24 protein-coding genes and 1 pseudogene are annotated in these 26,851 nt (G+C 46.2%); 14 read left to right on the top strand and 11 right to left on the bottom strand.

Going from position 1 to position 26,851, the window contains the following annotated elements; translation table 11 throughout:
* Positions 1-29: 29 nt before the first annotated feature.
* Positions 30-1,568, bottom strand: coding sequence for a multidrug efflux MFS transporter Bmr3 (bmr3, locus tag MTN95_RS07435; protein ID WP_105955378.1), 1,539 nt, complete (start codon positions 1,566-1,568; stop codon positions 30-32).
* A gap of 112 nt (positions 1,569-1,680) precedes the next feature.
* On the opposite strand from bmr3, the gene MTN95_RS07430 reads away from it, so the two are divergent.
* From MTN95_RS07430 to MTN95_RS07420, 3 genes are all read left to right on the top strand, one after another.
* Entirely contained in the window at positions 1,681-2,145 is a 465-nt protein-coding gene (locus tag MTN95_RS07430) for a MarR family transcriptional regulator (RefSeq protein WP_105955377.1), read from the top strand.
* A 74-nt stretch (positions 2,146-2,219) separates the two neighbouring features.
* Positions 2,220-2,849 (top strand): LysE family translocator, encoded by a 630-nt coding sequence (locus tag MTN95_RS07425; RefSeq protein ID WP_105955376.1) that lies wholly within the window; start codon positions 2,220-2,222, stop codon positions 2,847-2,849.
* 69 nt (positions 2,850-2,918) lie between these two features.
* A complete protein-coding gene (locus tag MTN95_RS07420; RefSeq protein ID WP_248337552.1) occupies positions 2,919-3,680 on the top strand; it encodes a YqcI/YcgG family protein in 762 nt (253 codons plus the stop codon).
* A gap of 1 nt (position 3,681) precedes the next feature.
* Here the strand turns inward: MTN95_RS07420 and MTN95_RS07415 are convergent, their stop codons facing one another.
* Complete coding sequence (locus MTN95_RS07415; protein ID WP_044161989.1) at positions 3,682-5,022, bottom strand: amino acid permease; 1,341 nt, start codon at positions 5,020-5,022, stop codon at positions 3,682-3,684.
* Positions 5,023-5,151: 129 nt separating this feature from the next.
* On the opposite strand from MTN95_RS07415, the gene MTN95_RS07410 reads away from it, so the two are divergent.
* Positions 5,152-5,748, top strand: coding sequence for a DUF1989 domain-containing protein (locus tag MTN95_RS07410; RefSeq protein WP_044161986.1), 597 nt, complete (start codon positions 5,152-5,154; stop codon positions 5,746-5,748).
* 133 nt (positions 5,749-5,881) lie between these two features.
* On the top strand, positions 5,882-6,700 hold the full coding sequence (gene nadE / locus MTN95_RS07405) for an ammonia-dependent NAD(+) synthetase (protein WP_101860186.1): 819 nt from the start codon (positions 5,882-5,884) through the stop codon (positions 6,698-6,700).
* Between the two features lie 77 nt (positions 6,701-6,777).
* Here nadE and tmrB read toward each other — a convergent pair whose 3' ends face one another.
* Together tmrB and MTN95_RS07395 are read right to left on the bottom strand one after the other, a co-directional pair.
* Positions 6,778-7,371: an AAA family ATPase gene (gene tmrB, locus MTN95_RS07400; protein WP_248337700.1), complete on the bottom strand. Its 594-nt coding sequence runs from the start codon at positions 7,369-7,371 to the stop codon at positions 6,778-6,780.
* Between the two features lie 54 nt (positions 7,372-7,425).
* Complete coding sequence (locus MTN95_RS07395; protein WP_248337550.1) at positions 7,426-8,214, bottom strand: sugar phosphate isomerase/epimerase family protein; 789 nt, start codon at positions 8,212-8,214, stop codon at positions 7,426-7,428.
* 393 nt (positions 8,215-8,607) lie between these two features.
* Between MTN95_RS07395 and MTN95_RS07390 the strand changes: the two genes are divergently transcribed.
* On the top strand, positions 8,608-9,168 hold the full coding sequence (locus MTN95_RS07390) for a shikimate kinase (protein WP_024120152.1): 561 nt from the start codon (positions 8,608-8,610) through the stop codon (positions 9,166-9,168).
* A 26-nt stretch (positions 9,169-9,194) separates the two neighbouring features.
* Here the strand turns inward: MTN95_RS07390 and MTN95_RS07385 are convergent.
* Positions 9,195-9,956, bottom strand: a pseudogene (locus tag MTN95_RS07385) (class I SAM-dependent methyltransferase).
* Positions 9,957-10,071: 115 nt separating this feature from the next.
* On the opposite strand from MTN95_RS07385, the gene MTN95_RS07380 reads away from it, so the two are divergent.
* From MTN95_RS07380 to putR, 7 genes are all read left to right on the top strand, one after another.
* The gene (locus MTN95_RS07380) at positions 10,072-11,022 is read left to right on the top strand and encodes a LysR family transcriptional regulator (protein WP_248337548.1); all 951 of its coding nucleotides are present in this window, start codon (positions 10,072-10,074) and stop codon (positions 11,020-11,022) included.
* 157 nt (positions 11,023-11,179) lie between these two features.
* A complete protein-coding gene (gene cah / locus MTN95_RS07375) occupies positions 11,180-12,136 on the top strand; it encodes a cephalosporin C deacetylase (RefSeq protein ID WP_105955369.1) in 957 nt (318 codons plus the stop codon).
* Positions 12,137-12,217: 81 nt separating this feature from the next.
* On the top strand, positions 12,218-13,000 hold the full coding sequence (locus MTN95_RS07370) for a nucleotidyltransferase domain-containing protein (RefSeq protein WP_248337546.1): 783 nt from the start codon (positions 12,218-12,220) through the stop codon (positions 12,998-13,000).
* Positions 13,001-13,188: 188 nt separating this feature from the next.
* Positions 13,189-14,100, top strand: coding sequence for a proline dehydrogenase PutB (putB, locus tag MTN95_RS07365; protein ID WP_081638229.1), 912 nt, complete (start codon positions 13,189-13,191; stop codon positions 14,098-14,100).
* Between the two features lie 16 nt (positions 14,101-14,116).
* Positions 14,117-15,664 (top strand): L-glutamate gamma-semialdehyde dehydrogenase, encoded by a 1,548-nt coding sequence (pruA, locus tag MTN95_RS07360; RefSeq protein ID WP_248337544.1) that lies wholly within the window; start codon positions 14,117-14,119, stop codon positions 15,662-15,664.
* A 91-nt stretch (positions 15,665-15,755) separates the two neighbouring features.
* Positions 15,756-17,210, top strand: a complete 1,455-nt coding sequence (gene putP, locus MTN95_RS07355) for a sodium/proline symporter PutP (RefSeq protein ID WP_105991541.1) — start codon at positions 15,756-15,758, stop codon at positions 17,208-17,210.
* Between the two features lie 152 nt (positions 17,211-17,362).
* Positions 17,363-18,598, top strand: coding sequence for a proline utilization transcriptional regulator PutR (gene putR, locus MTN95_RS07350; RefSeq protein WP_010332961.1), 1,236 nt, complete (start codon positions 17,363-17,365; stop codon positions 18,596-18,598).
* Between the two features lie 36 nt (positions 18,599-18,634).
* Here the strand turns inward: putR and MTN95_RS07345 are convergent, their stop codons facing one another.
* The 3 genes from MTN95_RS07345 to MTN95_RS07335 form a co-directional block, all read right to left on the bottom strand.
* A complete protein-coding gene (locus MTN95_RS07345) occupies positions 18,635-19,492 on the bottom strand; it encodes a TIGR03943 family putative permease subunit (protein WP_248337540.1) in 858 nt (285 codons plus the stop codon).
* 4 nt (positions 19,493-19,496) lie between these two features.
* Positions 19,497-20,381 (bottom strand): permease, encoded by an 885-nt coding sequence (locus tag MTN95_RS07340; protein WP_105991551.1) that lies wholly within the window; start codon positions 20,379-20,381, stop codon positions 19,497-19,499.
* A gap of 97 nt (positions 20,382-20,478) precedes the next feature.
* Positions 20,479-21,333 (bottom strand): alpha/beta fold hydrolase, encoded by an 855-nt coding sequence (locus MTN95_RS07335; protein ID WP_105955363.1) that lies wholly within the window; start codon positions 21,331-21,333, stop codon positions 20,479-20,481.
* Positions 21,334-21,502: 169 nt separating this feature from the next.
* Here MTN95_RS07335 and MTN95_RS07330 point away from each other — a divergent pair, with 169 nt between their 5' ends.
* Complete coding sequence (locus tag MTN95_RS07330; RefSeq protein ID WP_044161960.1) at positions 21,503-22,513, top strand: NAD(P)/FAD-dependent oxidoreductase; 1,011 nt, start codon at positions 21,503-21,505, stop codon at positions 22,511-22,513.
* Between the two features lie 29 nt (positions 22,514-22,542).
* Here the strand turns inward: MTN95_RS07330 and cobA are convergent, their stop codons facing one another.
* Genes cobA through nasD form a run of 3 tightly spaced genes read right to left on the bottom strand, consistent with a single transcriptional unit; the run spans position 22,543 to position 26,823 of the window.
* On the bottom strand, positions 22,543-23,994 hold the full coding sequence (gene cobA / locus MTN95_RS07325) for a uroporphyrinogen-III C-methyltransferase (RefSeq protein ID WP_248337538.1): 1,452 nt from the start codon (positions 23,992-23,994) through the stop codon (positions 22,543-22,545).
* Positions 23,995-24,053: 59 nt separating this feature from the next.
* The gene (gene nirD / locus MTN95_RS07320; protein WP_024120163.1) at positions 24,054-24,374 is read right to left on the bottom strand and encodes a nitrite reductase small subunit NirD; all 321 of its coding nucleotides are present in this window, start codon (positions 24,372-24,374) and stop codon (positions 24,054-24,056) included.
* Positions 24,375-24,405: 31 nt separating this feature from the next.
* Complete coding sequence (gene nasD, locus MTN95_RS07315) at positions 24,406-26,823, bottom strand: nitrite reductase large subunit NirB (protein ID WP_248337536.1); 2,418 nt, start codon at positions 26,821-26,823, stop codon at positions 24,406-24,408.
* Between the last annotated feature and the right edge of the window lie 28 nt (positions 26,824-26,851).

The following is a 26,851-nucleotide window of genomic DNA, read 5'->3' as shown; positions in this document are numbered from 1 at the left end:
AGTACACTCGAGGTGTACTGCTTTTTGTATTAATTTGCTTTCTTCGTCATTTCCTCAGTTGTTTTGACTCTTGTTTTTCCCATGAACAAAACGGTGATCGCTGCGAGAACAATTGGAATCAAAGCAAGTAAAAAGACATATGTGATGCTTGATGACATGGCGTCGATGATCCGGTTCAGAATCGCATCAGGGATCTGTGATCGTGTGCCGGCTTGGAAAATCGCCTGTGGATCACCGATATTCTGCGGAGCACCTGAGCCGGCAGAGCCTTTCATCCCGCTGAAGGCGTCGCTGAGCTGGTTTGTGAATACGTTCGTCTGAACCGTGCCGAAAATCGTGACGCCGAGCGTCATGCCGAATGATCGTAAAAATGAATTCGTGGAGTTGGCCGTTCCCCGAAAACGAGGTTCAAGATCATTCATGGATGCTGCCGGGAGAAGCGAGAAGTTAAAGCCTACGCCGAAGCCTGAAATCATCATAAAGACAGTCAGCCATACGCGCGCTGTGTCCGGCGTCATATTGGAAAGCAGCAGCATGCCGATAAAGAAAGATATGACGGAAATCAGCATCAGATTGCGGAAGCTTGCCTTCGTTTGAAAGATTCCGCCGATCATACTTCCGATCACTGATCCGATCATCATCGGTGTCAGAATGAAGCCTGCGCTTGTCGCTGAGCTGCCGTATACCGCCTGTACGAAAATCGGAATAAACACTGCTAAAATAATGAATGTTCCGCCATAAAGAAAAGCGAGAATCTGCGCTGTGGCAAACAAGCGGTTCTTAAACATCCAGAAAGAGATAATCGGTTCTTCCGCTTTTCGCTCCACAATAAAAAAGGCAATAAAGAAAACAGCGAAAATGATAAACAGGCCAATGATTTGAATCGAATTCCAGTCGTATGTTTTGCCGCCGAGCTCAAGCGCAAACATCAGGCACACAATGGATACGACTAAAGTAATCGCGCCGCCCCAATCAATTTTCTGCTTTTTATGCTCCAGCGATTCTTTGTAATAGCGAATGATGAAAAACAATGACAGTGCGCCGATAGGGACATTGATGTAAAACACCCAGTGCCAGCTGATAGAGTCTGTGATAATAGCGCCTAACAGCGGGCCGAGAACACTTGATAATCCAAATACAGCGCCGAACATGCCCGACATTTTTCCGCGTTTTTCCGGCGGAAACAAATCAAAGATAATCGTGAAGGCAATCGGCAGGAGCGCTCCGCCCCCAATCCCCTGAATAGCCCGGTAGATGATCAGCTGGTTCATTGTTTGTGCGATTCCGCATAATGCCGACCCGATTAAGAAAAAAATAAGTCCAAACAGGAAAAAACGTTTTCGGCCGTACATGTCGGAAAGCTTGCCGTAAATCGGCATTCCAGCCATCACTGCTACCATGTAGGATGCAGTTACCCATGCAAATTTATCAAAGCTTCCAAGATCAGCCACGATGCTGCCCATCGCTGTAGCAACAATTGTATTGTCCATCGCGGACATTAAGATGCCCAGCAAAAGACCGAGAACCACAAATTTAGTGGAAGGATTTTTTGCGGCTGTTGTATCCATTTAATCTGCCTCCTCTACCTTTTCTAAGTAAGGTTTGATATCATGATAATAGTTTGATTATTAATTATCTCGATTATCAAGATAAATTTGATTTTATAGGGAGGACTGTCAGTTGTCAACAAGAGATTCCAGAAGTGAGTTGGAAAAGACTGCCGTTCAGCTTTTTCGGAAATTGGGCACAAGAACGATTCTGTTTCATCAGGCAGCCGCTCAGGCTCTCGATCTGTTTCCCACCGATTTGAAATCAGCTGACATCTTAAATGAAGCGGGGCCAATGACGGCCGGCGAACTGGGAAAAAAGACGGGACTCAGCACGGGTTCCGTTACGGCGCTTGTTGACCGCCTCGAAAAAGCGGGGTATGTGGCCCGCGAAAAGGACCCGAACGACCGCAGAAGAGTGATTATCGTGCCTTTAACCGCTTCTAAACAGCATGTAAAGGATTTGTTCCGTTCACTGTCAGAGTCCACGATGGATCTGTGCCGCGAGTATACGGAGGAGGAATTGGAACTGATTTTCGGTTTTATCGCCAAAGCCTCCGATATTATAGAGGAAGAGCTTGACCGCTTGAAACAATAGGTGATTTTTGTGCATAGCTTGGCCCGTTCCCGAATAAATTGTACAAGTTGAGTAAGAGAGGGGAGTACGGGCCGGTGAACATTTTTTTGAGTTATATTGTGCTGGGGCTGTCCTTGTCTGCGCCTGTGGGACCTGTCAATGCGGCGCAAATTGATAAAGGCATTAAAAACGGGTTTTGGCATGCGTGGATTTTTGGTTTAGGCGCCATGACAGCTGACGGACTGTATATGCTTTTCATCTATTTCGGGCTGTCGCAGTTTTTGACCGCTCCGTTTGTGAAAACGTTTTTGTGGCTCTTTGGCTTTTTTGTACTGACCTATACCGGAATTGAAACACTGAAAAATGTTAGAGAACCGATGGATGTACGAAGCTCGCGGGGAAAACCGTCATACAGGAAAACGTTCACTTCGGGTTTCCTTATTTCACTGTCAAATCCTTTGAGCATCCTTTTTTGGCTTGGGATTTACGGAAGCATACTTGCGAAAACAGCAGAGGCCTACAATATGAATCAGCTTCTGATCTATAGCTCCGGCATCATGATCGGCATATTAATCTGGGATTTTTGCATGGCTATTACAGCCAGCATGTTCAGAAATCTGCTTCATGAAAAGCTCTTGAGAGGATTAACCGGAATTGCAGGTATATCCCTTCTTGTATTTGGCTTTTACTTCGGTTACCAGGGCATCAAACAGTTATTGGGCTGATTCATGAAGGACAGTCACCTGCCGCCTTCCGTTTTAATATAGTATCCAGATGATACTGGAGGTGGATCAATGGTGAAGGGGATTTACACCAAAAGTTTTCTGGAACGTATGCAAGAAGAGCTTCCTGAATGGCAAAGAATCGCTTTTGAGCTGCTGGCAGAAACTGTGGCGGATGACGCGGATACGTTTCCATGCATTCCCGGACGCCAGGCGTTTCTGACTGATCAGCTTCGCATTGCTTTTGCCGGAGATCCGCGGGAAAATCGGACAGCGGAGGAACTGGCTCCATTGCTTGCGGAGTACGGCAGGATATCGCGGGACACTGGAAAATATGCATCCCTCGTTGTGTTGTTTGATACACCGGAGGATTTGGCTGAGCATTATTCCATTGAAGCGTATGAAGAGCTGTTTTGGCGCTTTTTAAATAGACTGAGCGAACAAGATGAAAAAGAGTGGCCGGAAGACATTCCGGCCGATCCAGAGCATTGTAAATGGGAGTTTTGTTTTGACGGTGAGCCTTATTTTATTCTGTGTGCAACGCCGGCTCATGATGCGAGGAGAAGCCGAAGCTTTCCTTATTTTATGATCACGTTCCAGCCAAGATGGGTGTTTGAAGATCTAAATGGTTCAACCGCATCTGGCCGAAACATGAGCAGGCTGATCCGATCCCGTTTACAGGCTTATGATCAAGCTCCGATTCATCCGCATTTAGGCTGGTACGGAGGAAAGCATAATCGGGAATGGAAACAGTATTTTCTCCGGGATGATGAAAAACAGGTATCAAAATGCCCGTTTTCATATTTAAAGAACATGTTTAACAAAATGAAATAGTTCACGAGCTGGCAGGGCGGTCTTTGTGTCCCTGCTTTTTTTGATAGATCAAGGTGACAACGGCAATGACAGCTAGAAATCCCAAGCTGACAAAAAATCCGGGTCGGCTTGATTTTTCAAACAGCGTGCCGGACACAGCCGCCGCGATCAGAATTGTCGCCAAATAAATTTGCGTTTTCGCCATGGCTGCCGGATCGGTCAGCTTTTTGCTGGAGAACAGGATAAACAGCCAAGTGTATAAAAGCATAAGCCCGGCCGCTGTTGTCATGTGCTCATATATATTTTTAGGCAGCACTAAAGACAGTACGATAGACACGATAAGCCCCGCAAATGTTAATCCGAGCGCGGGCCAGCATATTTTTTTGCCTTCTTTTAGAGTAAAGCATTTCGGCGCGTCGCCGTCATCGGCCATCGTACAAAGCAATGTTGTCACGGCAAAGAGTGAAGCGACAAGGGTCGAGAAGCCCGCGATAATAAAAATGCCGTTGAAAATATCAAGGATCACTTCGAGATGAAATCCTTTTAAAGACGTAATAAACGGGCTGTCCTGTTCTGTAAACTTGTGTAAAGGAACTAGCAGCAAAGCGAGCCCGATTGAAATGATATAAATAATCGCCAGCGTTGCCAGCATCAGCTTTCCTGATTTTGAGGCTTCCTCCGGCTTCTTTAAATGAACCGTCATGAGCCCCATGACTTCAATGCCGCCAAACGCGTAAAATGCATAAATCAGGCCTGTCCACAGCCCCATAGCTCCGAATGGGAAAAATTCTTTCGTCTCATTCGGAATCTGTACCTCCGGCTTTCCGCCTGACAATATGCCGCACAAAGCCAGAATGGCAATCACGATAAACATGAAGATAGCGGCTGTTTTGATAACTGCCAGCACGTTTTCTGTTTTTTCAAAAACAGAAAGTCCGGTAAAAATAATGAGAAGCCCCAGTACAGCATAGATGGAGGCAAATACCCACAGCGGCACTTGAGGAAACCAATGCTTCGTAAATAACGAAATGGCTGTCAGCTGGCTTCCGGTAATCAGCATTTCAGATGACCAGTACACCCAGCCGTTGCTGAAGCCGGCCCACCTGCCGAACGCTTTTCGCGCATACGCACAAAACGAGCCTTTTTCAGGCTGCTTTGCCGACAGCTTGGCAAGCTGCTCGAATACAAAATACGTGCCGATCGCTCCAATTAGAAATGAAAGCAGAACGGAAAATCCGCTTTTCACAATTGCGATGCTGGAACCGAGAAAAAATCCTGTTCCGATTGTGCATCCTATCCCGATTAATGAAAGCTGCCACCAAGCCAGATTTCCTTTTTCTTGGTCTTTTTTTGTTTGACTCATTTACATTCAACCCCTTTTATCTAAGGTTAGATTGCAACCCGCGCAAGGCTTATATGCATCGGATTTTTGCCTCTTTTTACATGGAGGCGATGGCAAACGTTCATACTAATAGAAAAAGGAGCGAAGCGGATGACACAGCAATATATTGTTCAGCCGAAGAAAGGACTCGGCCTGAAGCTGAAAAAGGGACAGATTTTGAAGGTGGTTGATGTAGAGGGGCAGCAGGTTGCTGATTTTGTGGCGTACCACGCAAAGGATTTTTATGAGCATCTTGATCAGGGAGCGACTATTGATGCCAATCATTCCATTCATGTGAAGGTCAACGATCATATTTACTCTAATTTGTATAAACCGATGCTGACGCTCATTGAGGATACAGTCGGCAAGCATGACCTGCTTCTGCCCGCCTGCCGTCCTGATATGAACAGGCTGTTATACGGAAAACAAAAGGACGAGTTCCAGGATACGTGTTATGACAATATGAACCGGGCGCTTGAGCAGTTCGGCGTGCCGAAGCCGCATATGCATTATCCGTTTGCGATTTTTATGAATACCGTTCTGGATGAGAAGGGGAACCTGTCTGTGGAAACGCCGCTGTCAAATGCCGGGGATTACGTCAGACTCAGAGCGGAGATGGATTTGGTTGTCGCGTTTTCTTCCTGCCCGATTGAAAAAGGAAAGTGCAATGGCGACAGTGTGACGTCCATACGGGTTGAAGTCAGTTGATCTCTCTTATTCACTATGAAATAAGACCTGTGCTATAGTTAATATGGATACATAACAGTCATGATTCATTTTCATTGATTCGGGGAAATGAACAGTAAGAAACAAGCGAAAATGTACAGGAGGAATGATTGGGATGAGCATGCAGGAAAAGATTATGCGTGAATTACATGTGAAGCCCTCAATTGATCCAAAGCAAGAAATTGAGGACAGAGTCAATTTTTTAAAACAATATGTAAAGAAAACCGGCGCTAAAGGACTTGTGCTTGGCATCAGCGGCGGACAGGATTCAACACTTGCGGGAAGACTTGCTCAGCTTGCGGTGGAAAGCATTCGCGAGGAGGGCGGAGATGCTCAATTTATCGCGGTCCGTCTTCCGCACGGCACACAGCAGGATGAAGATGACGCCCAGCTCGCTCTGAAATTCATCAAGCCGGATAAATCATGGAAATTTGACATTCAATCAACAGTCAGCGCTTTTGCGGATCAATATCAGCAAGAGACAGGCGATAAGCTGACAGACTTTAATAAAGGAAACGTAAAAGCGAGAACGAGAATGATTGCTCAATACGCGATCGGCGGCCAAGAAGGCCTTCTGGTGATTGGAACAGACCATGCGGCCGAAGCCGTGACTGGTTTCTTTACGAAATACGGTGACGGAGGCGCAGATCTCCTGCCGCTGACAGGTTTAACAAAGCGTCAGGGAAGAAGCCTGCTGAAAGAGCTGGATGCCCCAGAACGCTTATACTTAAAAGAACCGACTGCCGATCTGCTGGATGAAAAGCCGCAGCAGTCCGATGAAACTGAGCTTGGCATTTCCTACGATGAGATTGATGATTATCTCGAAGGAAAAGAAGTATCGGCGAAGGCGTCAGAAGCGCTGGAGAAACGCTACAGCGTGACGGAGCATAAGCGCCAGGTCCCAGCTTCTATGTTTGATGACTGGTGGAAATAACATGAGCCCACTCTTGGAGTGGGCTTTTATTTATTGATTCATTTGCATGTATCAGGGACATGTTTTCAAAACGTCTTTTATTTGATGCGGATATGGTTCAGCTTCACCATCAATCTGTCAGTGAATCTTCGCAGGCTGCCTCTCGAATCAGGCTCAAGCGGCAGATTTGCTTGGGCAGCGATCGTTTCTGCGACCTGCTGAATAGACATTTGGTCTGTATGGAGATGTTCTGTGAAGAGGCTATCAGACAGGCTGTTGATGCAGCGGTCGATTTGTTTTGCGGCCCAGGAGTTTTTTCCTTCCGCTCTGGTGCGCAGGCGTTTCAGCAATGTTTCCTTTGAAGCCAGCAGGGTAAAGTGGTGAATGGTCCGGCCGTCCTGTCTCAGCCTGCCGATAATGTCATCGAAGTATTGATCATTCGTAATGGTCATGGGCACAATGATGATGCCCTGATATGTATCTGACAAATAGGAAAGCATGCTGTAATTGAATTCCCGCCACAAAGGGTAGCTTTGAAAGTCGTCTTTAGCGATATCCGGCGGTATCATCGAACGCATCGCAAACCCCATCTTTTCAGGATCATATACGTAAGACGGTTTCAGCCTTCTGTGCAGTTCAAACGCTGTTTGTGTTTTTCCGGAACCGAAAGCCCCATTTATCCAAATGATCATCATGATATCCCCCTTTTTGTTTATGATACAAAAAAAGACCCTTCGATCGAAGAGTCAGCGGGAAAAAACAGACGTATATTCGCGGAGCGATTCCTTTATATGCATAAAGGCATGTTCTCCAAAATACTCAAGAGAAACAAAACCATCATATTGTCTGTTCATCAGCTCTTTTAAAAATGCTTTTTGATCGAGATCTCCTTGGAAAATCGGAGTTGGCTCGCTCAGATACCAGTTATCAAAGTTCCAGCGGTAGTTTTTTAAATGGATATGGCTGATCGTATGAAAGGTTTTTTCTAAAGCGGGCAGCTGGTCAATTCGGGTCACGTGCAGATTTGACCCGTCAAAAATCGTTCGGAGTCTCGGATGGCCGACATCCTTCAAAAATGTTAAAGCAGCTTCAGGTGTATCGGCATACGTATCGTAGTGAATTTCCAGACCGATATTCACCTCATAGCCGTCTGCCATTTGCGCAGCCTGCTGGAATTGTTCAACCGCACGCAGCCATTTTTCCGGTGACGTTCTGTTTGACGCCTGATTGCCGGCAAATACGCGAATAAGCGGGCTGTGAAGCTGTCTCGCCGCCCGAAGCCCTTTTCTCACTGCTTCTTTTGTTTCTTCTTCTCCTTGTGTCACAAAATCGGTGTATAAGCTGACCGCGGGCACCTTCAATTTATGCTGCTGCAGCAGGGTATAAAGGCTGTCCAGCGGCCCGAAGTCCTGTTCATACTGTTCGATGTGGCCGTACCACAAATCAATCCCGTCAAAGGACTGCTCCTTCGCAAAGGAAATGACGTCCATTACATTTTGCTTTTTACATCCGGTTGTACAAAAGCTTATTTTCATCTCGCATCCCTCCCGTCATCTTTTTCCCTGATGAAAAACGGATAAACGCAGAGAGAGGAAGGACGTTTAATCATTTAATGCTTTTTTGCGTCGAAGTATTAAATTATTTCTGAAAATGTTGTACAATGAATGTCATCCGGACAAGAAGGTTATTGAACGCAAAAAAGAAACGGAGCCGACTGCTCAAAAACACGTTTCGTCATGTTACATCTTTTATTCTGCATCACGGCTATTAACATATTGACTGCGGAGCGGTTCTGTTAGTTTATTGTAGGGAAGCTTGACCGGATGACGATGAAATAGAGGTTGCCCGAGCCGGTACCTATATAAATATTCGCAAAATCAGCATATAATGAAGATAAACTTTCATTCCTTAGGAGGATTTCGCCGAAGATGAACGCTAAACGAGCCATCCCAGTAAGAGAAAGAAATATCGTCCTGATTGGATTCATGGGTGTAGGAAAAACGACAATCGGCCAATTGGTCGCTAAGAAATTATATAGAGATTTTATCGATATTGACCAAGAAATCGAAAAGGATTTCAACATGTCGATCCCTGAGATGTTTGAAAAAAAAGGTGAGGACTTTTTCCGGAAAACAGAAAAAGAATATATCCTGAATCTATGCCACCATACAAGATTTAAAATTGTCTCACTTGGCGGAGGCTCTTTTAAACAAGAGGAAATCAGAAAGTGCTGTCTCGAACATTGTCTGGTGCTTCACCTCGATCTGTCTTGGGAGAACTGGAAGCAGCGCGCGGATTTGCTGATCGAAAGCCGTCCGGTGCTGCATAACCGGTCAATGGATGAAATGGAGCAGCTGTTTAACGAGAGAAAAGTCATCTATGACAAGCACAATTCAAAAGTGGAAACAGACAACCTTGCTCCTGAAGAGATTGCAGATTACATTGTGGAGACGTTAAAAATCGGTTGGGATCTTTATCAGCCAATGTAAAAGCCGTGCGGTATGCACGGCTTTTTTTATCGCTTCACGCCTTGGATCAATATCGCTTTTAAGCAAAAGGATTCAGGCTTTCCGTTTTGATTCAGTTCGAGGCAAAAGGTGTCACGGGCTTAGTCAGACGCGTTGTTCAAATGGCTGATGATACGCTGTTCCCGCTCGGCGGGGGTTCCGCCTCGTTTGATCCAGCTGTTGTATTCAATCGGCAAATTCCACTTTTGGATTTCTTCATAGCCGAGCTGGTTGGCCGTAAACATTGACTGCCATTCCGATAATGAACTTTCGCGTACATGAGAAGGATCTCTGAGCCGGTTCAAATGATTGACAAACTCATCAAGATCAGGAGCTTCAGGCGCGTAGTGATCGACCAGGAAAAACCGCCCGTTCTTTTTCAGCACGCGTGCAACTTCACTGACGGCTTGATGAACATTGGAAAAGTGGTGAGCCGCATATCGGCAGGTGATGACATCAAATGAATCGTCAGGGAAAGGAAGCTCCTCTGCCGTTCCTTTCTGAAAGTGTACATTGCCAGCGCCTTTTTCTTTCGCAAAAGATGAAGCAACGTCAACCATTTCTTGCGTCGCATCAATGCCGATGCATTCTTGGACGTAAGGGGCAAAAGCCAGCGCTGTATGACCCGCTCCCGCTCCGACATCAAGCACTCGCTGCTCTGCACGGCATTCCGCAGTTTTGATCAGCATCGCTAAATCTTCACCCTCAGCAAATACCTTCTCATCACGGTACATCTCAGCATTTTTCGAAAACGGAGTTTCGTTTGGCAAGTGAACCAGCTCCTTCAATTTTGGTGGTGATATGGATTATGTTAGCAATGTCTGTTATGATTCGTCCAAGATATAAAAATGATGAATTCGATAGTTTCAACCTATGGAGGCTGAAATGGATATTAAAGTGATGGAATATGCTGCGGAAATTGCCCGCCGCCAGAGCTTTACAAAAGCGGCGAAGCACCTTCATATCACCCAGCCTTCTCTCAGCCAGCAAATCAAAAAGCTGGAGATGGAACTTGGGCTTACTCTTTTTCACAGGTCACACGGCTCTGTTACGCTGACACCGCACGGCCGCCGTTTTATTGAAAAGGCTGAGGACATCATTCGATCAAGGGATGACTTGCTGCGGGAGATGCAGGAGCGTTCTCAAGGACTGGGACACAAGCTTTCGGTCGGGATTCCGGCTGTAACAGGGAGATATATTTTTCCTCCGCTGCTGAAGCAGTTTTTGGCGCGTTATCCCCGTGTGGAGGTTCAGCTTATCGAAAAAGACCCGGCTGCCTTAGAGAAGATGACGGCAAAAGGAGAGGTTGATCTTTCTGTTTTATCCTTGCCGATTGAGGATGAGAGGCTCTCCATTGAACCCTTGCTGACGGAGCCGATCGTTCTTGCCGTACCAAAGGAAAAACAAAGGTGGATGCCGCCCGACATGACTGCACTGATTGATAAAGCGCTGGAAGGAGAGGGGAGCCGGCCGCCGTGCGTGCCGCTTGAGATGGCAAAGCACGTTCCTTTTATTATGCTGAAGGAGGGCTACGGTTTTCGCCGGACGGTACTTGACCTATGTGCGGAAAGCGGCTTTAAGCCACACGCGGCGTTTAAAACGAGCCACATCGAAACCGCGCAATCCCTTGTGGCAAACGGTTTGGGGGTAACACTGGCGCCAAATATGGTCAAAAGAGACAAAGACCCGGGTGTCATCTATTTATCTCTTCAATCCGCGCCTTCACGCACTCTGGTTTTTGTATTTTTAAAGAACCGCTATGTCAGTCTGACCGCTCAGGCCTTTATGGAACTGAGCCGGGAATCGGTTAAACAAACGTTTGATCAAGAAGAGTGAATATGGTGTTCAAGGATAGAAGGATATTCATCACAAGAACGAATGCACGTCGAGGGATTGAATCAGAAAACAGATGTTAAAAAATTTAGAAAATATATTCAAAACGTGATAGTATAGAGTAAACTAAATCTTATTAAACAAAGGAGAATAATCGGAAATGCAACTATTCGATATGCCGCTCGACCAATTGCAAACGTATAAGCCTGACAAAACTGCCCAAAAAGATTTTTCTGAGTTTTGGAAATCCTCTTTGAATGAGCTTGCCAAAGTTCCAGCAGTTCCTGACTTACAGCCGGTTGATTATCCTGCTGATGGGGTGAAGGTATACCGCCTCACATATAAAAGTTTTGGGAATGCCAGCATTGCCGGATGGTATGCGGTGCCTGACAAAGAAGGCCCGCATCCGGCGATCGTGAAATATCACGGCTACAATGCAAGCTATGACGGAGAAATTCATGAAATGGTCAATTGGGCGCTGCACGGATACGCTGCGTTCGGCATGCTTGTCCGCGGCCAGCAGGGCAGCGAGGATACCAGTATTTCTCCGCACGGACACGCATTGGGCTGGATGACGAAAGGAATTCTTGATAAAGATACATACTACTACCGGGGAGTTTATTTGGACGCCGTCCGCGCGCTTGAAGTCATCAGCAGCTTTGATGAAGTCGACGAAACGAGAATCGGCGTGACGGGCGGAAGCCAGGGCGGAGGCATAACCATTGCGGCCGCGGCTCTGTCAGATATTCCGAAAGCCGCTGTTGCTGATTATCCTTATTTAAGCAATTTCGATCGGGCCATCGATGTGGCGCTTGAACAGCCGTATCTCGAAATCAATTCCTTCTTCAGAAGAAATGGCAGCCCGGAAACAGAAGAGCGGGCCATGAATACACTAACGTATTTCGATATTATGAATCTGGCTGACAGGGTGAAGGTGCCTGTACTGATGTCGATCGGGCTGATTGACAAGGTTACGCCGCCTTCTACTGTGTTTGCGGCCTATAACCATCTGGAGACAGAAAAAGAGCTGAAGGTGTACCGCTACTTTGGGCATGAGTATATCCCTGCCTTTCAAACGGAAAAGCTTGCCTTCTTTAAGCAGTATCTTAAAGGCTGACAGACGTGAAGAGCCGCCGCATCATCGGGCGGTTTTTTTCTGCAAACAGCCGGAATGAAAAAAGACGGGAGACGAATATATATGAAACAAAGAATCATTGATGAACTAAAACGAATTGAGCAGGAATACAGCGTTAAAATCGTGTATGCCGTTGAATCAGGGAGCCGTGCTTGGGGATTCCCGTCGCAAGACAGCGATTATGATGTCCGCTTTATTTATGTGCCGAAAAAGGAGTGGTATTTTTCAATTGAGCAGGAGCGGGATGTCATTGAAGAGCCGATCCACGATTTGCTGGATATCAGCGGCTGGGAACTGAGAAAAACGCTGCGTCTTTTCAAAAAATCAAACCCTCCGCTGCTTGAGTGGCTGTCCTCAGACATTGTGTACTACGAAGCTTTTACGACCGCAGAGCAGCTGAGAAAGCTGCGAAGCACAGCGTTTAAGCCTGAAGCCAGTGTGTATCACTATATCAATATGGCAAAAAGAAACGTCAAGGATTACCTGCAAGGGCAAGAGGTGAAAATCAAAAAGTATTTTTACGTGCTGCGGCCGATACTGGCGTGCAAGTGGATTGAAAAGCACGGAACCATTCCGCCGATGGATTTTACTGTCTTGATGAATGAATTGATTACGGAACCCGAACTGAGAGCAGAGATGGAAACCTTGCTTGAGCGCAAAAGAAAAGGTGAAGAACTGGATCTTGAAGCAAGAATTCATGTGATTCACCAATTCATTGAAACGGAGATTGAAAGGATTATGGAAGCGGCGAAAACGATGAAAATCATCAAAAAAGATATCATGCCTGAGTTGAATCGTCTGCTTTTGAATACTGTTGAAGAAGTGTGGAATGATGGAGGAAGCTGATGTTTAGTGTCGCTTCCTCTCTCCATTTTTCGACAGGAAGTCCCCCGACTTTCTAACTATCTGATTGTGAGAAACCCACAAAAATAATCAGAATCTTTGTATTTTGAGAATATTGTGAACGACGGTTTTGTCCATTTACAATAAACTCATACAAATACTTCTTAGATTGCGGGGTGTTGAGGTTGGAAGTGATCACAAGAGATTTTTTCTTATTTTTATCCAAAAGCGGCTTTCTCAATAAGATGGCGAGAAACTGGGGAAGCCGGGTGGCAGCGGGTAAAATTATCGGCGGGAATGATTTTAACAGTTCAATCCCGACCATTCGACAGCTTAACAGCCAAGGCTTGTCAGTTACTGTCGATCATTTAGGCGAGTTTGTGAACAGCGCCGAGGTCGCAAGGGAACGCACGGAAGAATGCATCCAAACCATTGAGACCATTGCGGATCAGCAGCTGAACTCACACGTTTCTTTAAAGATGACGTCTTTAGGTCTCGATATAGATATGGATCTGGTGTATGAAAATATGACGAAAATCGTCCAGACGGCCGAGAAGCATAAAGTCATGGTCACCATAGACATGGAAGACGAGGTCAGATGCCAGAAAACGCTTGATATTTTCAAGGATTTCAGAAGGAAATACGAGTATGTAAGCACGGTGTTACAGGCCTATCTGTACCGGACGGAAAACGATATTGACGATTTGGATTCTTTGAAACCGTTCCTTCGTCTTGTAAAAGGAGCATATAAGGAATCAGAAAAAGTGGCTTTTCCGGAAAAAAGCGATGTCGATGAGAACTACAAAAAAATCATCCGAAAGCAGCTCTTAAATGGTCACTACACAGCGATTGCGACACATGACGATAAAATGATCGATTATACAAAGCAGCTTGCCAGGGAAAACGGCATTTCCAATGACATGTTTGAATTCCAGATGCTGTACGGCATGCGGTCGCAAACCCAGCTCAGCCTCGTAAAAGAAGGTTATAACATGAGAGTCTACCTGCCTTACGGAGAGGATTGGTACGGCTACTTTATGAGACGCCTGGCAGAACGTCCGTCAAACATTGCATTTGCTTTCAAAGGAATGACGAAGAAGTAAAAAAGGAGAGATTACAATGACAACACCTTACAAACATGAACCATTCACAAATTTCCAAGACCAAAACAACGTAGAAGCGTTTAAAAAAGCGCTTGCGACAGTAAACGAATATTTAGGAAAAGACTATCCGCTTGTCATCAACGGTGAAAGAGTGGAAACAGAAGCGAAGATCGTTACCATTAACCCAGCTAATAAAGAAGAGGTAGTCGGCAGAGTCTCAAAAGCGTCTCAAGAGCACGCTGAGCAAGCCATTGAAGCTGCTGCTAAAGCCTTTGAAGAGTGGAGATATACGTCTCCGGAAGAAAGAGCGGCTGTCCTGTTCCGCGCGGCTGCCAAAGTCCGCAACAGAAAGCATGAATTCTCCGCTTTGCTCGTAAAAGAAGCAGGGAAGCCTTGGAACGAGGCAGATGCCGATACGGCTGAAGCGATTGACTTCATGGAATATTATGCACGCCAAATGATTGAATTGGCAAAAGGGAAACCGGTCAACAGCCGTGAAGGCGAGAAAAACCAATATGTATACACGCCGACTGGCGTAACAGTCGTTATTCCGCCTTGGAACTTCTTGTTCGCGATTATGGCGGGAACAACAGTAGCACCGATCGTTACCGGTAACACAGTTGTTCTTAAACCTGCGAGCGCAACGCCTGTCATTGCTGCGAAATTCGTTGAGGTTCTTGAAGAATCCGGTCTGCCAAAAGGCGTTGTCAACTTTGTTCCTGGAAGCGGAGCGGAAGTCGGTGACTACCTTGTTGACCATCCAAAAACAAGCCTTATCACGTTTACGGGATCAAGAGAAGTCGGTACAAGAATCTTCGAACGCGCGGCAAAAGTTCAGCCAGGCCAGCAGCATTTAAAGCGTGTTATCGCTGAAATGGGCGGTAAGGATACAGTTGTAGTCGATGAGGATGCGGACATTGAATTGGCGGCTCAATCCATCTTTACATCTGCATTCGGCTTTGCGGGCCAAAAATGTTCTGCGGGTTCACGTGCTGTTGTCCATGAAAAAGTGTATGATCAAGTATTAGAGCGCGTTATTGAAATTACAGAATCTAAAGTAACGGCAAGCCCTGACAGCGCAGATGTTTACATGGGACCTGTCATTGACCAGGGTTCTTATGATAAAATTATGAGTTATATTGAGATTGGAAAAGAGGAAGGCCGATTAGTAAGCGGCGGCACTGGTGATGATTCAAAAGGATTCTTCATCAAACCGACGATCTTTGCTGACCTTGATCCGAAAGCTAGACTCATGCAGGAAGAAATTTTCGGGCCTGTTGTCGCTTTCTCTAAAGTATCAAGCTTTGATGAAGCATTAGAAGTGGCCAACAATACTGAGTACGGTTTAACGGGAGCGGTGATCACAAACAACCGCAAGCACATTGAGCGTGCAAAACAAGAATTCCATGTTGGAAATCTGTACTTTAACCGCAACTGTACAGGAGCCATCGTCGGCTACCATCCGTTCGGCGGCTTCAAAATGTCCGGCACAGATTCAAAAGCCGGCGGTCCGGATTACCTGGCACTGCACATGCAGGCAAAAACAATCAGTGAAATGTTCTAAAGCGGGACTAAATGGGCATCCTCCCTGCGGGGGTGTCCATTTCATCCATATACTATAAAAAAGAGGAGGAAGTGCCATAGAAAACACACAGCTGATTATTTCAATTTGTATTTATATGGCGGGGATGCTGCTGATCGGCTACTTTGCCTACAAACGTACGTCAAACCTGACGGATTACATGCTGGGAGGACGTTCCTTAGGTCCGGCTGTAACCGCTCTCAGTGCGGGAGCTGCCGATATGAGCGGCTGGCTGCTGATGGGGCTTCCGGGCGCCATGTTTTCAACTGGACTAAGCGGCGTTTGGATTGTGTTCGGGCTTTGCCTTGGAGCATGGGCAAACTGGCTCTACGTCGCGCCGCGGCTGAGAACATATACAGAAAAAGCGGGGAATTCGATTACAATTCCCGGATTCCTTGAAAATCGTTTCGGAGATCAAACAAAGCTCCTCAGACTGTTTTCAGGAATTGTCATTTTAGTCTTTTTCACATTTTATGTATCGTCCGGAATGGTGTCCGGCGGCGTCTTGTTCAACAGCATCCTGGGAATGAATTATCACACCGGCTTGTGGGTGGTGACAGGTGTTGTTGTCGCGTACACCCTGTTTGGGGGCTTTCTGGCTGTCAGCTGGACAGATTTTGTTCAGGGGATCATTATGTTTGCAGCACTTATTCTCGTTCCTATCGTTACGTTTTTCCACACCGGGGGAATAGGTGATACAACTGCTGAGATCCGCTCTGTGGACCCTGATATGTTTAATATTTTTAAAGGAACCAGTGTTCTTGGCATCATTTCATTGTTTGCCTGGGGCTTGGGCTACTTCGGCCAGCCGCATATCATTGTGCGCTTTATGGCGATTACGTCTGTCAAAGAGATCAAAAGAGCGCGCAGAATCGGAATGGGATGGATGATTCTTTCGGCGGTCGGCGCAGTGCTGACAGGTTTGGGCGGAATCGCTTATTACCATCAGCGGGGCATGACATTAAAGGACCCGGAGACGATTTTTATTCAATTAGGAAACATTTTGTTCCACCCAATTATCACAGGTTTTCTGATTTCTGCGATTTTAGCGGCCATCATGAGTACGATTTCTTCCCAGCTGCTTGTCACATCAAGCTCTTTGGTAGAAGATTTGTATAAATCGATGTTCCGGCGCTCAGCTTCTGATAAAGAACTGGTGTTTTTAGGGCGTCTGGCTGTGCTGGCTGTTTCAATTGTCGCGTTAGTTCTGGCTTGGGAGAAAAACAATACCATCCTTGGGTTGGTCAGCTACGCGTGGGCGGGCTTCGGTGCATCATTCGGGCCGGTTGTACTGCTCAGTCTGTTTTGGAAACGAATGACCAAATGGGGGGCACTCGCCGGCATGATTGTGGGAGCAGCAACTGTAATCATTTGGGCGAATGCCGGTCTTTCGGACTTTCTGTATGAAATCATACCTGGTTTTGCTGCGAGTCTATTATCTGTCTATATCGTCAGCGTATTGACGCAGGCTCCGTCACAAGATGTTACAGACCAGTTTAAAGACTACCAAGATACGATGTCACAATAAAGATCGAAAGGAGGAGAAAGGGGATATCCCTTTTTCCTCTTTTCTCCTTTTAAGACCGCTGTTTTTTCTTTTGGAAACAAACGTATTTTTTTCTATACAAAAAGACCCCGTATGGATATGATTAAAGTAAAAAAGTATAGGAGAAAAAAGGTATGGAAGAGCTTTTAGAGAGAGTTTTTTCATTTTCAGATGTTGATAAGCTGATTGACTTTATCAGCTATGAACTGCAAAAACCAGTGATACTGGAAAGCGCGGATTTCTTTTTGTTAGCCTACAATTCTTACTATATTAACCATTTTGATTCTGCGAACCAGCAGACTATTTTTTCAAAAAAATGTCCGGTTCAGATTTTTGAGAGGTTTTTGAAGGACGGGATCATTGAAAAGCTGAAAACAGAACCTGAGCCTTTTCGCGTCAATAAAATTGAGAGCATTGGGTTAAATCAGAGAGTAGTCGTGAGTGCGAAGCATAAAGGGGAAGTCATGGGCTATATCTGGATTCAGGAACTGGATCGTGATCTGACAGACGAAGAGCTTGACTTTTTGTACGAGACCTCCTTCCATGTCGGAAAAATTATTTATAAAGCGAACAAGCTGAAACAGGAAAAGGAAGAAAGAGCTGAGGACCTCATCAAACGGGCTATCTATCAGCAATTTATTTCTGAAAAGGAGCTCAGGCGCGAAGCTGAGAGAATCAACACCGTGCTGCCTTCTGTGTTTTCAGTTGTCATCCTGCACGCCGCGAATGGGGATGGGGAAGCGGTGGAAGATTTAAAGGAAAATATCAGGTCTTACCTGAATTTGCGGGATAAAGTCAGTCATGTCTTAACGATAGAATCCAATATTGTCATCGTCGTAGCGAGTTTTTCCCAAAAAAGCTCCGCCTCCTCAGCAGCTGCTGAATTCATTAACAAGCTGTTAACACATTTTCACTTTCAAAAAATTCCTACCCCTATCTATATCGGTATCGGAAACGAATATGACCACATCTTAAAACTTGGCAAAAGCTATACAGAAGCATTGGAAGTCATTAAAGCCGCAGAAATAACCGGCAACCAGGAAAACATTCCATATGAATATGAGAAGCTCGGTATTTATCGTTATTTAGAAAGCATTGAACAGAAAAATGACTTTTTGGAATACGAAAATAAGGATTTGGCTTTACTAAAAGCGAAAGACCAAGAAAGCAGCACCGAGCTGCTGAAGACGCTGGAAATCTATCTCCTCAACAACTGCAAAACAAAACCAGCCGCAGAACAGCTGTTTATTCACCAAAACACATTAAATTACCGCATCAAGCAGATTCTTGAGATGACCTCCATCGATTTAAGCGATTTCAGAACGCGATGCCAGCTCTATCTTGATTTGATGCTGATGAAAAAGAAATAAAAAAGAAACCAGTACTTGTACTGGTTTCGTCTTCAATTAAAATCCTCTGTAAACGTACGGATCATCAGGTTTTTTAATGGTGTTCCAGTCCGTCACTTTCACGACAGGGAGGGTGGATTTGAATGGCTGATAGTATTCTGAGGACAAAGTGCCTTTGATATGAATCCATTCATCATCCTTAATATCCATGTCCTTCGGAAATTCCACAAGCATCCCGTAAACGCCGGAATCAGCGATACAGTGAATAATGCCAAACCGCAATACGAAGAGCTGGTTTTTGTTAATCGCGTTTCCTTTATACGCAAATCCATGAAACTCAATGGTCCGTCCGAGAAATTCACCCGGATAGTTATAAATGGTTTCCATTCCTTTTAAGAAATCATCATCGGTCAGAGAAATATCTTTTTTACCAGAATATTTTTTATACAGCTGTTTCATCTGCTTGTCATAGCTGTCTTGAGCATAATAAAGGCTGGCATCAGGCCGCAGATACTGGGTTTGGGAGTAGTGGTCTCCGCTTTCCATGGCCTTAAACGAGAATCCTTTCGTTTTGACGATGGATGAGTCAAGCGTCGCAATCGGAAAAAAGATGCCTGACACCAAAGGGAAAATAAAAACAAGATAAATAAAATACCGCTGATAAAATGGTTTGTTTTGTTCATGGTCATGCTCATGATCATGGCCGCAGCCGCAATCATCGTCATGATGATGCCCGCCTTTTTCAGGCGATTTGATAAACAAATAAGCTTGAACCGCTGTCAAAATGGCCAGCAGGAAGATCGCAATAAAGGAAAGATAGGCATATTTCATATTGATATATTTTGTTAGATTTCCTGAGGTATGCAGATGATAAAAGAAAAACGTAAATCCCATCAGCACCAATAGACGAAACATCCAATCACCCCTTTACAAGTAGTGATCCCGCTAAAACGATCACGACAATATACGTCATCAGCAGGAAAACAAATCGTTTTTTGAAGGCCGCGAGCATCATCAAGAGATTCTTAATATCAACCATCGCACCGAAGACGAGAAAGGCGATGAGCGAGCCTAAAGAAAATGTGCTGCTGAAGGAAGACGCAATAAATGCATCCACTTCTGAACAAAGCGACAAGACAAACGCCAGGCCCATCATCACGAGGGAAGAAGATACATCATTCTGTCCGATCGCAAGCAGAGTGGATGTTTTGACGTATGTCTGCATCGCAGCTGCGATAAAGGCGCCGATGATTAAATATTTCCCTACGGAGAAAAATTCATCAATGGCGTGACGCAAGGTCCCTCCCAGCTTTTGAAGCAGGGTGTGGTGATGATGATGGCGATGCCCGGGTTCATCAGGCTTTAACAGCTGGTTATCCTTAAATTGATAGGATAAGATGATGCCGATAATCACCGAAACGGCCAGCGCCAGTCCGCCCCGGTAAAAGACAACGCTCCATCTATTCCCGAATGCAATATACGTAGAAAACAAAACAATGGGATTGATGATAGGAGCAGTCAGCATAAAAGCAACGCCTGCATGCAGAGGAACCCCTTTTAGCAGAAGCCGCCTCGTAATCGGGATAATGCCGCATTCGCAGGCGGGAAATAAGATGCCGGCAAGCGCACCAAATAAGACTGCGAGAAACCGGTTTTTCGGCATGATCCTTGCAATCATTTCTTCAGAAACAAACATTTGAATGATTCCGGACAAAATGACGCCAATCAGAATAAACGGAATGGCTTCTATTAAAATACTGATAAAAATAGAATTCAGCTGAAGAAAAGACGATTGTGCTGTCACAATAAAACCTCCGCTCATGGTAAGCTGCCTCTGATTATATCACGAAAAAAGGCACTGATTGTTTGACGGAGGAGGGGGAAGGATCGTTTCACCTTGTTTAGGATTCCAAAAATTCGAGTATGATTCTATCTGTTTCAGCAGCTTCTTTCCCAAGCCAAATCAGGTGCCCCCACGAGTGAATCAAACAGAGAGCGGCGTCAGGAATGTGTTCTTTTGCATGATGTGCATGTGACAAGTCGACAAATCCATCGTAAACGCTTTGCAGAATCAGTACGGGGCATGTGATGGCCTGCAGCTCTTTTGAAGAGACAGCGGCGGTTTGTGGCAAGTCGAGCAGGAATCCTTCACCTGAGCGCTGCCGGCTGTTCATTTTTCGAAATGCTTCTATGTCTTTTTCATCCATCATGGACTTGATTCGCTGAAACGAAAGCGTGCTGAATTGCGGACTCATGGCTCGAAACACCAAACGCGGGAAGGCGTTATTCAGAGAAGAAGTCAGCTTCCATATCCACTTTTCCATCGGCGGGCGGAAGAGGATTCTCCCAACTTTGTATTCCGTGTCTTGAGGGGTGAGCCATCCTTTGGTGACCGCGGATTGCAGGGTCAGAGTGTTTGTCCTTTCTGGATAATGTGAGGCAAAGCATATGCCGCTCGGGCCGCCTGCTGAGATGGCAATCACATGGACGCTGTCGATTTGTAAATGATCTAATAGCTTCACATAGAAACGGCAGGCGTCGGCAAGACTTTTTCCAATCTCTTTTGACGTTCGTCCGTAGCCGGGCCTTGAAGGCGTGATGATGGAGTACCCGTGCTCGAGCAGCGACGTGTAGCCGAATTCCTCGTAACAATTTGAATGCCCGCCATGCATGACAAGAATGGGGGCTCCCTTGCCTGTCACAGAATATTCTAGTGTATGTCCTTCGAAAGTGATCGTTTCGACTCGTCTTTTCATCTGTTTCTCCCATTTGTTTTCTGCCTATTATAGGGTTTTCAACAATTTACCACAAGGAGAAGAAATGAATAAACAAAGGCACGGAAAATATGATATACTTTGTATTGATATTCATTCTCAATTAAATGATATAACGTTAATGATAGATTTGGAATGGGAGGCAGGACGGATGGCTGAAAATCAAGAGGTGTATGACGTCACGATTATAGGCGGGGGACCGATCGGGCTGTTTACGGCTTTTTACTGCGGCATGCGGGAGCTGAAAACGAAAGTGATCGAGTTTTTGCCGCGGCTCGGGGGCAAGGTGTCTTTATTTTTCCCTGAGAAGATCATTCGCGATATTGGCGGGATACCGGGGATTGCCGGGGAGCAGCTGATCGAACAGCTGAAGGAGCAGGCGGCGACGTTTGACCCTGATATTGTGCTGAATCAGCGAGTGACCGGATTTGAGCGTCTGGATGACGGAACCATGGTGCTGACTAGCTCTGAGGGGGAGAAGCACTATACAAGAACCGTTATTTTGGCTGTCGGCATGGGCACGCTGGAGGTCAATGAGTTTGACAGCCAGGATGCGAGTCGATATGCAGGAAAAAATCTTCATTATAAAGTGGAGAAGCTTGATGCGTTTAGAGGCAAACGGGTCGTGATTTCTGGCGGGGGAGATACTGCGGTCGATTGGGCTAATGAGCTGGAACCGATTGCGGCGTCTGTTACTGTCGTGCACCGCAGGGAGGAATTCGGCGGACTGGAAAGCAGTGTGACAAAAATGAAGCAGTCATCTGTGCGGGTGCTTACTCCTTATCGGCTGGAACATCTCAGCGGCACTGAAGAACGCATCGAAAGCGTCACCGTTTGTCATGCTGAGTCTGGACATACCGAGGAAATCGAGCTTGATGAGCTCATTATTAATCATGGGTTTAAAATTGATCTTGGCCCGATGAAGGATTGGGGTCTCGAGATTGAAGAAGGCCGGATTAAAGCTGACAGACATATGCGGACGAATCTTCCGGGCGTGTTTGTTGCGGGGGACGCGGCGTATTATGAAAGCAAGCTCAGATTGATTGCCGGCGGTTTTACGGAAGGCCCGACTGCCGTCAACAGTGCGAAATCTTATCTGGACCCTCAGGCGGAAAATATGGCGATGTATTCCACCCACCACAAAAAATTGGTTCATAAATAAAAAAAGCCCTTTGGAAAAGGGCTTTATCATCAGCTGTGGAGGAGCTTTTTCTCCACTTGCTCATTTTGTATAAACGCAAATAATTGCTCTTGGTCTTGTACGGCAGTAAACCCGTATGCAGCGGCGGGCGCGACATCGCCTATACAGATGACAGGGGGGCGGTTTGCTGAAGGTTCAGGTGAAATGCCGATTTCTTCTCCTGCGCTGATCAATTGCTGAGCGGACTGCTTGCCTGGGCAAATGATCATGTGCAGAGGAGACTCACTGATCGTCCGTTCGGTCATGCGGGTGAATCGCTCATCTATGACGTTTTCATGGGTGATATAGCTCAAACAGGACTCTGATTTCTGCATTTCTTCTACTGAATGACGGCTGCCGACAATCAGCTTTTTAGGTGAATTGTGATGGTGCTCGGATATGATGAAGCCGCGTTTTATAAGCTCTGCCTTTCCTGCTTCTGACGCTGCACTCAGGCGTGCGGTCAGCTGGCGAATGTCGATTCGTTTGGATGCGAGTGCTTCAAAAAATTCGCAAACCGCACGGCGTGATGTGAAGAAAATATCTTCAAAGGTGCTGATCTGTCCTAGAATATCCTCGTTGGCAGGCATTTTTTCAGTCCGCCATTTCGGCCATTCGATGACATCGGCACCATAATCGCGCAGCTTGTCTGCCAGCGTATGCTCATCTTCGCCATGAGTGACTATCATCGTATGCTGCCCGATGAATGGTTTGCTTTCAAACCAGCTGTGTGTTTGAACGTTTACAATATCACCGATGACGATAATGGCGGGATTTGTGATTTGCTGTTCCTGTATTTTTTGATGGATATCCTGCAGCGTTCCTTTTACGCTCCGCTGGCGGCCCCACGTCCCCCATTGAATCACGATGACAGGGACAGAAGGAGATTGTCCGTACGCGATGAGCTGCTGGCAAATAAATGGAAGGTTTTTGACACCCATGTAAAACACAAGCGTTTGAACGCTTCGGGCAAGCCCTTCCCAGTCAAGGTTCGGCGTTCCTTTTAAGGATTTATCATGTGCGGTAATCATGGCGAAAGACGAAGCGAAATCCCGATGCGTGACGGGGATTCCCGCATACAGCGGCGCTGCGATTCCCGAGGTGATGCCCGGCACCATTTCATAGCGAATGCCATGCTGGTGGAGAGCGTCTGCTTCCTCGCCGACTCTGCCAAACACGCTGGGATCTCCGCCCTTCAAACGGACAACAGTTAATCCTTCCGACGCTTTTTCAATCAGCAGGGCATTGATCTCTGCTTGTTTCATAAAATGGCGGTCCGGCAATTTTCCGCAATAAATGAACTGGCAGTCTGGTGATGCGTATTCGAGCAGCTTAGGGTTTGCGAGCCGGTCATACAAAATGACATCAGCTTCCTCCAGCGCCTGTTTTCCTTTTATTGTGATGAGCCCTGGATCTCCAGGTCCGGCGCCCACAAAATATACGATTCCGTTTTTCATGATCATGTCATCCTTCCGTCACTGTAAAAAATGAAGGATCACTTTGAAAGTGATCCGGTCTTTGATCAATATACGAGATAAACGTATTCTCCTTCGATCAGCGTTTCGTATGTTTTGACACAGCCGTGATCCGGCTCTTGAACGATTCCGTCTTCCAAGGAGATTTTCCAGTCGTGCATCGGACAGAAGACATATTCGCCGCTGACGATACCTTCTGCAAGGACGCCGCCCTTATGGGGACAGCGGTTTTCAATGGCGCGGATGCTGCCGTTTGAAAGCTTAAAGACCGCAAGCTCCTTATCTTCAATATACACTGTTTTTCCTAATTGTTCAGGCAATTCTTCGATTTTTCCGATACATACTTTTGTGACGTCTTTGTTCACCATGTCCATTCCTCCTCAATGTTTGTTTCTGTCATTATGATGTGGTCACGACATTTTCAAATAATTCTTTAGAGGTTTGTTTATCTTCCAGGAAGTCCTTCCACGGATCTTTGTGGACAGAGAGCGTTTCATTCATTCGGCCGTTCAGCTCCTGCCGTTTTTCCGGATCGTTTAAAATATCTTGGACATGGGATAAACCGACGCGCTCCAGCCATGCGGACGTGCGTTCTAAGTAGTTTGCCGTTTCCCGGTAGTATTGAAGATAAGCGCCTGCGTATTCCAAGACTTCTTCATTTGTTTTCACCTTCATCAGCAAGTCGCCGGCACGCAAATGGGTTCCGCCGTTTCCGCCGACGTACAGCTCCCAGCCTCCGTCGATGCCGACAACGCCAAGATCTTTAATGCCGGACTCTGCACAGTTTCGCGGGCAGGCAGATACGGCCATTTTCACTTTATGAGGCGTGTTGAGTCCTTCAAATTTTTTCTCAAGGTCGATGCCTAAGGCCATGGAGTCTTGTGTGCCGAAGCGGCAGAATTGTTCGCCTACACATGTTTTTACCGTGCGGAGTGTTTTTCCGTACGCGTAGCCTGACGGCATATCAAGATCGGCCCATACCTTTGGCAGGTCTTCTTTTTTCACGCCGATCAAGTCAATACGCTGGCCGCCTGTCATTTTGACGAGCGGGATCTCGTATTTGTCGACGACATCAGCGATTTTGCGAAGATCTTGAGAGTTGGTTACACCGCCGTACATCCGCGGTACGACAGAGTAGGTTCCGTCTTTTTGAATATTGGCGTGCATCCGTTCATTAACAAAGCGGGATGTTCTCTCATCCTCATATTTGGACGGATTGATCATGCCTAAGTAGTAGTTCAGAGCCGGACGGCATTTGGAACAGCCTTCTGGCGTTTTCCAGCCGAGCACGTTCATGACTTCTCTTGTATGTGACAGCCCTTTGGCTTTGATTTCTTCGACTACCTCGTCTCTCGACAATGAGGTGCAGCCGCAAATCGCTTCTTTTTGGGCTGATGCGTCAAAGTCTGATCCCAGCGTATACTGAAGGATGTCTTCTACGAGCGGCTTACAGCCTCCGCATGAACGGGACGCGCCGGTGCATGCTTTGATTTCATCTGTTGATGAACAGCCCTGTTCCTGGATGGCCTGAATAATTGCTCCTTTTGACACACCGTTACAGCCGCAGATGATTTCATCATTGCTCATGGCAGCGGTCAGACTTGTGCCGGCTTCTTGGTTGAGAGGCTGTAAAATTGAGATTTTAGAGGTTTCAGAGATATCTGCTTCTTTTTGAATCATCGAAAACAGGCGGTTGCCCTCACTGCTGTCGCCGAATAAAACGGCTCCGACAATCTGATTGCCTCGCAGCACGACTTTCTTATAAATGCCATCCTGTTCATCAAAGACCTTAATCGCTTTTTTCTCGTCTGATTCGTTAAAGTCACCGGCAGAAAAGACCTCGACTCCTGATACTTTCAGTTGAGTGGAGAGAACGGAGCCTTCATAAGGTTTCGTTTCATCACCGCAGATATGTTTAGCTAGCACTTTCGCCTGTTCATAGAGCGGAGCCACGAGTCCGTATGCGATTCCTCGGTGCTCGGCGCATTCACCGACCGCATAAACATGCGGGATTTCGGTTTGCATATAATCGTTGACAATGATGCCGCGGTTGACTGGAATTCCGCTTTCGGCCCCAAGCGCTGTATTCGGGCGGATGCCGACGGCCATGACGACTAAATCGGCTTCAACACTTGTGCCGTCTTTGAATCTGACGCCCTCGACCCGGTCATCTCCGAGAATTTCTTCTGTTTGCTTTTCAAGCAGAAAGGTCATTCCTTGTTTTTCTAATTCGTTTTGCAGCAGGCGTCCGGCCGTTGCGTCAAGCTGGCGTTCCATCAGGAAGGGAGCGAGATGGATAACGGAGACTTCCATACCGAGATTCAGCAAACCACGCGCAGCTTCTAAGCCAAGCAAGCCTCCGCCAATGACGGCTGCTTTTTTATATTGTTTTGACGCGGCGAGCATCGTGTCTGTGTCTTTTATGTCCCGGAAAGCTGTGACGCCTTTTTTGTCTGCACCCGGAATCGGCAGGATAAAAGGGACAGAACCCGTAGCCAGGATCAGTTCATCATAAGGCTGTATTCTGTCTGCATCGGTGATGACGGTTTTGTTTTCGGTGTCCACTTTAATAACTGTTTCATTGGTATACAATTGTATATTGTTTTCGTCGTACCAGTTCCAATCGTTTAACGTAATATCTTTGATATCTGTATCGCCTTGCAGCACTTTTGACAAAAGGATTCGGTTGTAGTTGGGATGCGGTTCGGAACCAAAAATTGTGATTTGAAATTCGTCTTTTGAAACATTCAGTATCTCTTCAATGGCCCTTACCCCGGCCATTCCATTACCAACAAGAACTAGCTGTTTTTTTCCCATCAGATGATCCGCTCCTTATCAATGTTTT

The sequence above is a fragment of the Bacillus sp. 2CMS4F genome (genome assembly GCF_023161785.1).
Classification (GTDB): Bacteria; Bacillota; Bacilli; order Bacillales; family Bacillaceae; genus Bacillus; species Bacillus halotolerans.
Note: the sequence above shows the minus strand (reverse complement) of the source record. Positions and strands in the feature narration are given on the sequence as shown.

What these genes read in the sequence shown, in the direction of transcription:
- bmr3 (WP_105955378.1), bottom strand. Translation starts at nt 1,568, where the DNA reads ATGGATACAACAGCCGCAAAAAATCCTTCCACTAAATTTGTGGTTCTC.
- MTN95_RS07420 (WP_248337552.1), top strand. Translation starts at nt 2,919, where the DNA reads ATGGTGAAGGGGATTTACACCAAAAGTTTTCTGGAACGTATGCAAGAA.
- MTN95_RS07415 (WP_044161989.1), bottom strand. Translation starts at nt 5,022, where the DNA reads ATGAGTCAAACAAAAAAAGACCAAGAAAAAGGAAATCTGGCTTGGTGG.
- MTN95_RS07410 (WP_044161986.1), top strand. Translation starts at nt 5,152, where the DNA reads ATGACACAGCAATATATTGTTCAGCCGAAGAAAGGACTCGGCCTGAAG.
- nadE (WP_101860186.1), top strand. Translation starts at nt 5,882, where the DNA reads ATGAGCATGCAGGAAAAGATTATGCGTGAATTACATGTGAAGCCCTCA.
- tmrB (WP_248337700.1), bottom strand. Translation starts at nt 7,371, where the DNA reads ATGATCATTTGGATAAATGGGGCTTTCGGTTCCGGAAAAACACAAACA.
- MTN95_RS07395 (WP_248337550.1), bottom strand. Translation starts at nt 8,214, where the DNA reads ATGAAAATAAGCTTTTGTACAACCGGATGTAAAAAGCAAAATGTAATG.
- MTN95_RS07390 (WP_024120152.1), top strand. Translation starts at nt 8,608, where the DNA reads ATGAACGCTAAACGAGCCATCCCAGTAAGAGAAAGAAATATCGTCCTG.
- MTN95_RS07380 (WP_248337548.1), top strand. Translation starts at nt 10,072, where the DNA reads ATGGATATTAAAGTGATGGAATATGCTGCGGAAATTGCCCGCCGCCAG.
- cah (WP_105955369.1), top strand. Translation starts at nt 11,180, where the DNA reads ATGCAACTATTCGATATGCCGCTCGACCAATTGCAAACGTATAAGCCT.
- MTN95_RS07370 (WP_248337546.1), top strand. Translation starts at nt 12,218, where the DNA reads ATGAAACAAAGAATCATTGATGAACTAAAACGAATTGAGCAGGAATAC.
- pruA (WP_248337544.1), top strand. Translation starts at nt 14,117, where the DNA reads ATGACAACACCTTACAAACATGAACCATTCACAAATTTCCAAGACCAA.
- putR (WP_010332961.1), top strand. Translation starts at nt 17,363, where the DNA reads ATGGAAGAGCTTTTAGAGAGAGTTTTTTCATTTTCAGATGTTGATAAG.
- MTN95_RS07345 (WP_248337540.1), bottom strand. Translation starts at nt 19,492, where the DNA reads ATGTTTCGTCTATTGGTGCTGATGGGATTTACGTTTTTCTTTTATCAT.
- MTN95_RS07335 (WP_105955363.1), bottom strand. Translation starts at nt 21,333, where the DNA reads ATGAAAAGACGAGTCGAAACGATCACTTTCGAAGGACATACACTAGAA.
- MTN95_RS07330 (WP_044161960.1), top strand. Translation starts at nt 21,503, where the DNA reads ATGGCTGAAAATCAAGAGGTGTATGACGTCACGATTATAGGCGGGGGA.
- cobA (WP_248337538.1), bottom strand. Translation starts at nt 23,994, where the DNA reads ATGATCATGAAAAACGGAATCGTATATTTTGTGGGCGCCGGACCTGGA.
- nirD (WP_024120163.1), bottom strand. Translation starts at nt 24,374, where the DNA reads ATGGTGAACAAAGACGTCACAAAAGTATGTATCGGAAAAATCGAAGAA.
- nasD (WP_248337536.1), bottom strand. Translation starts at nt 26,823, where the DNA reads ATGGGAAAAAAACAGCTAGTTCTTGTTGGTAATGGAATGGCCGGGGTA.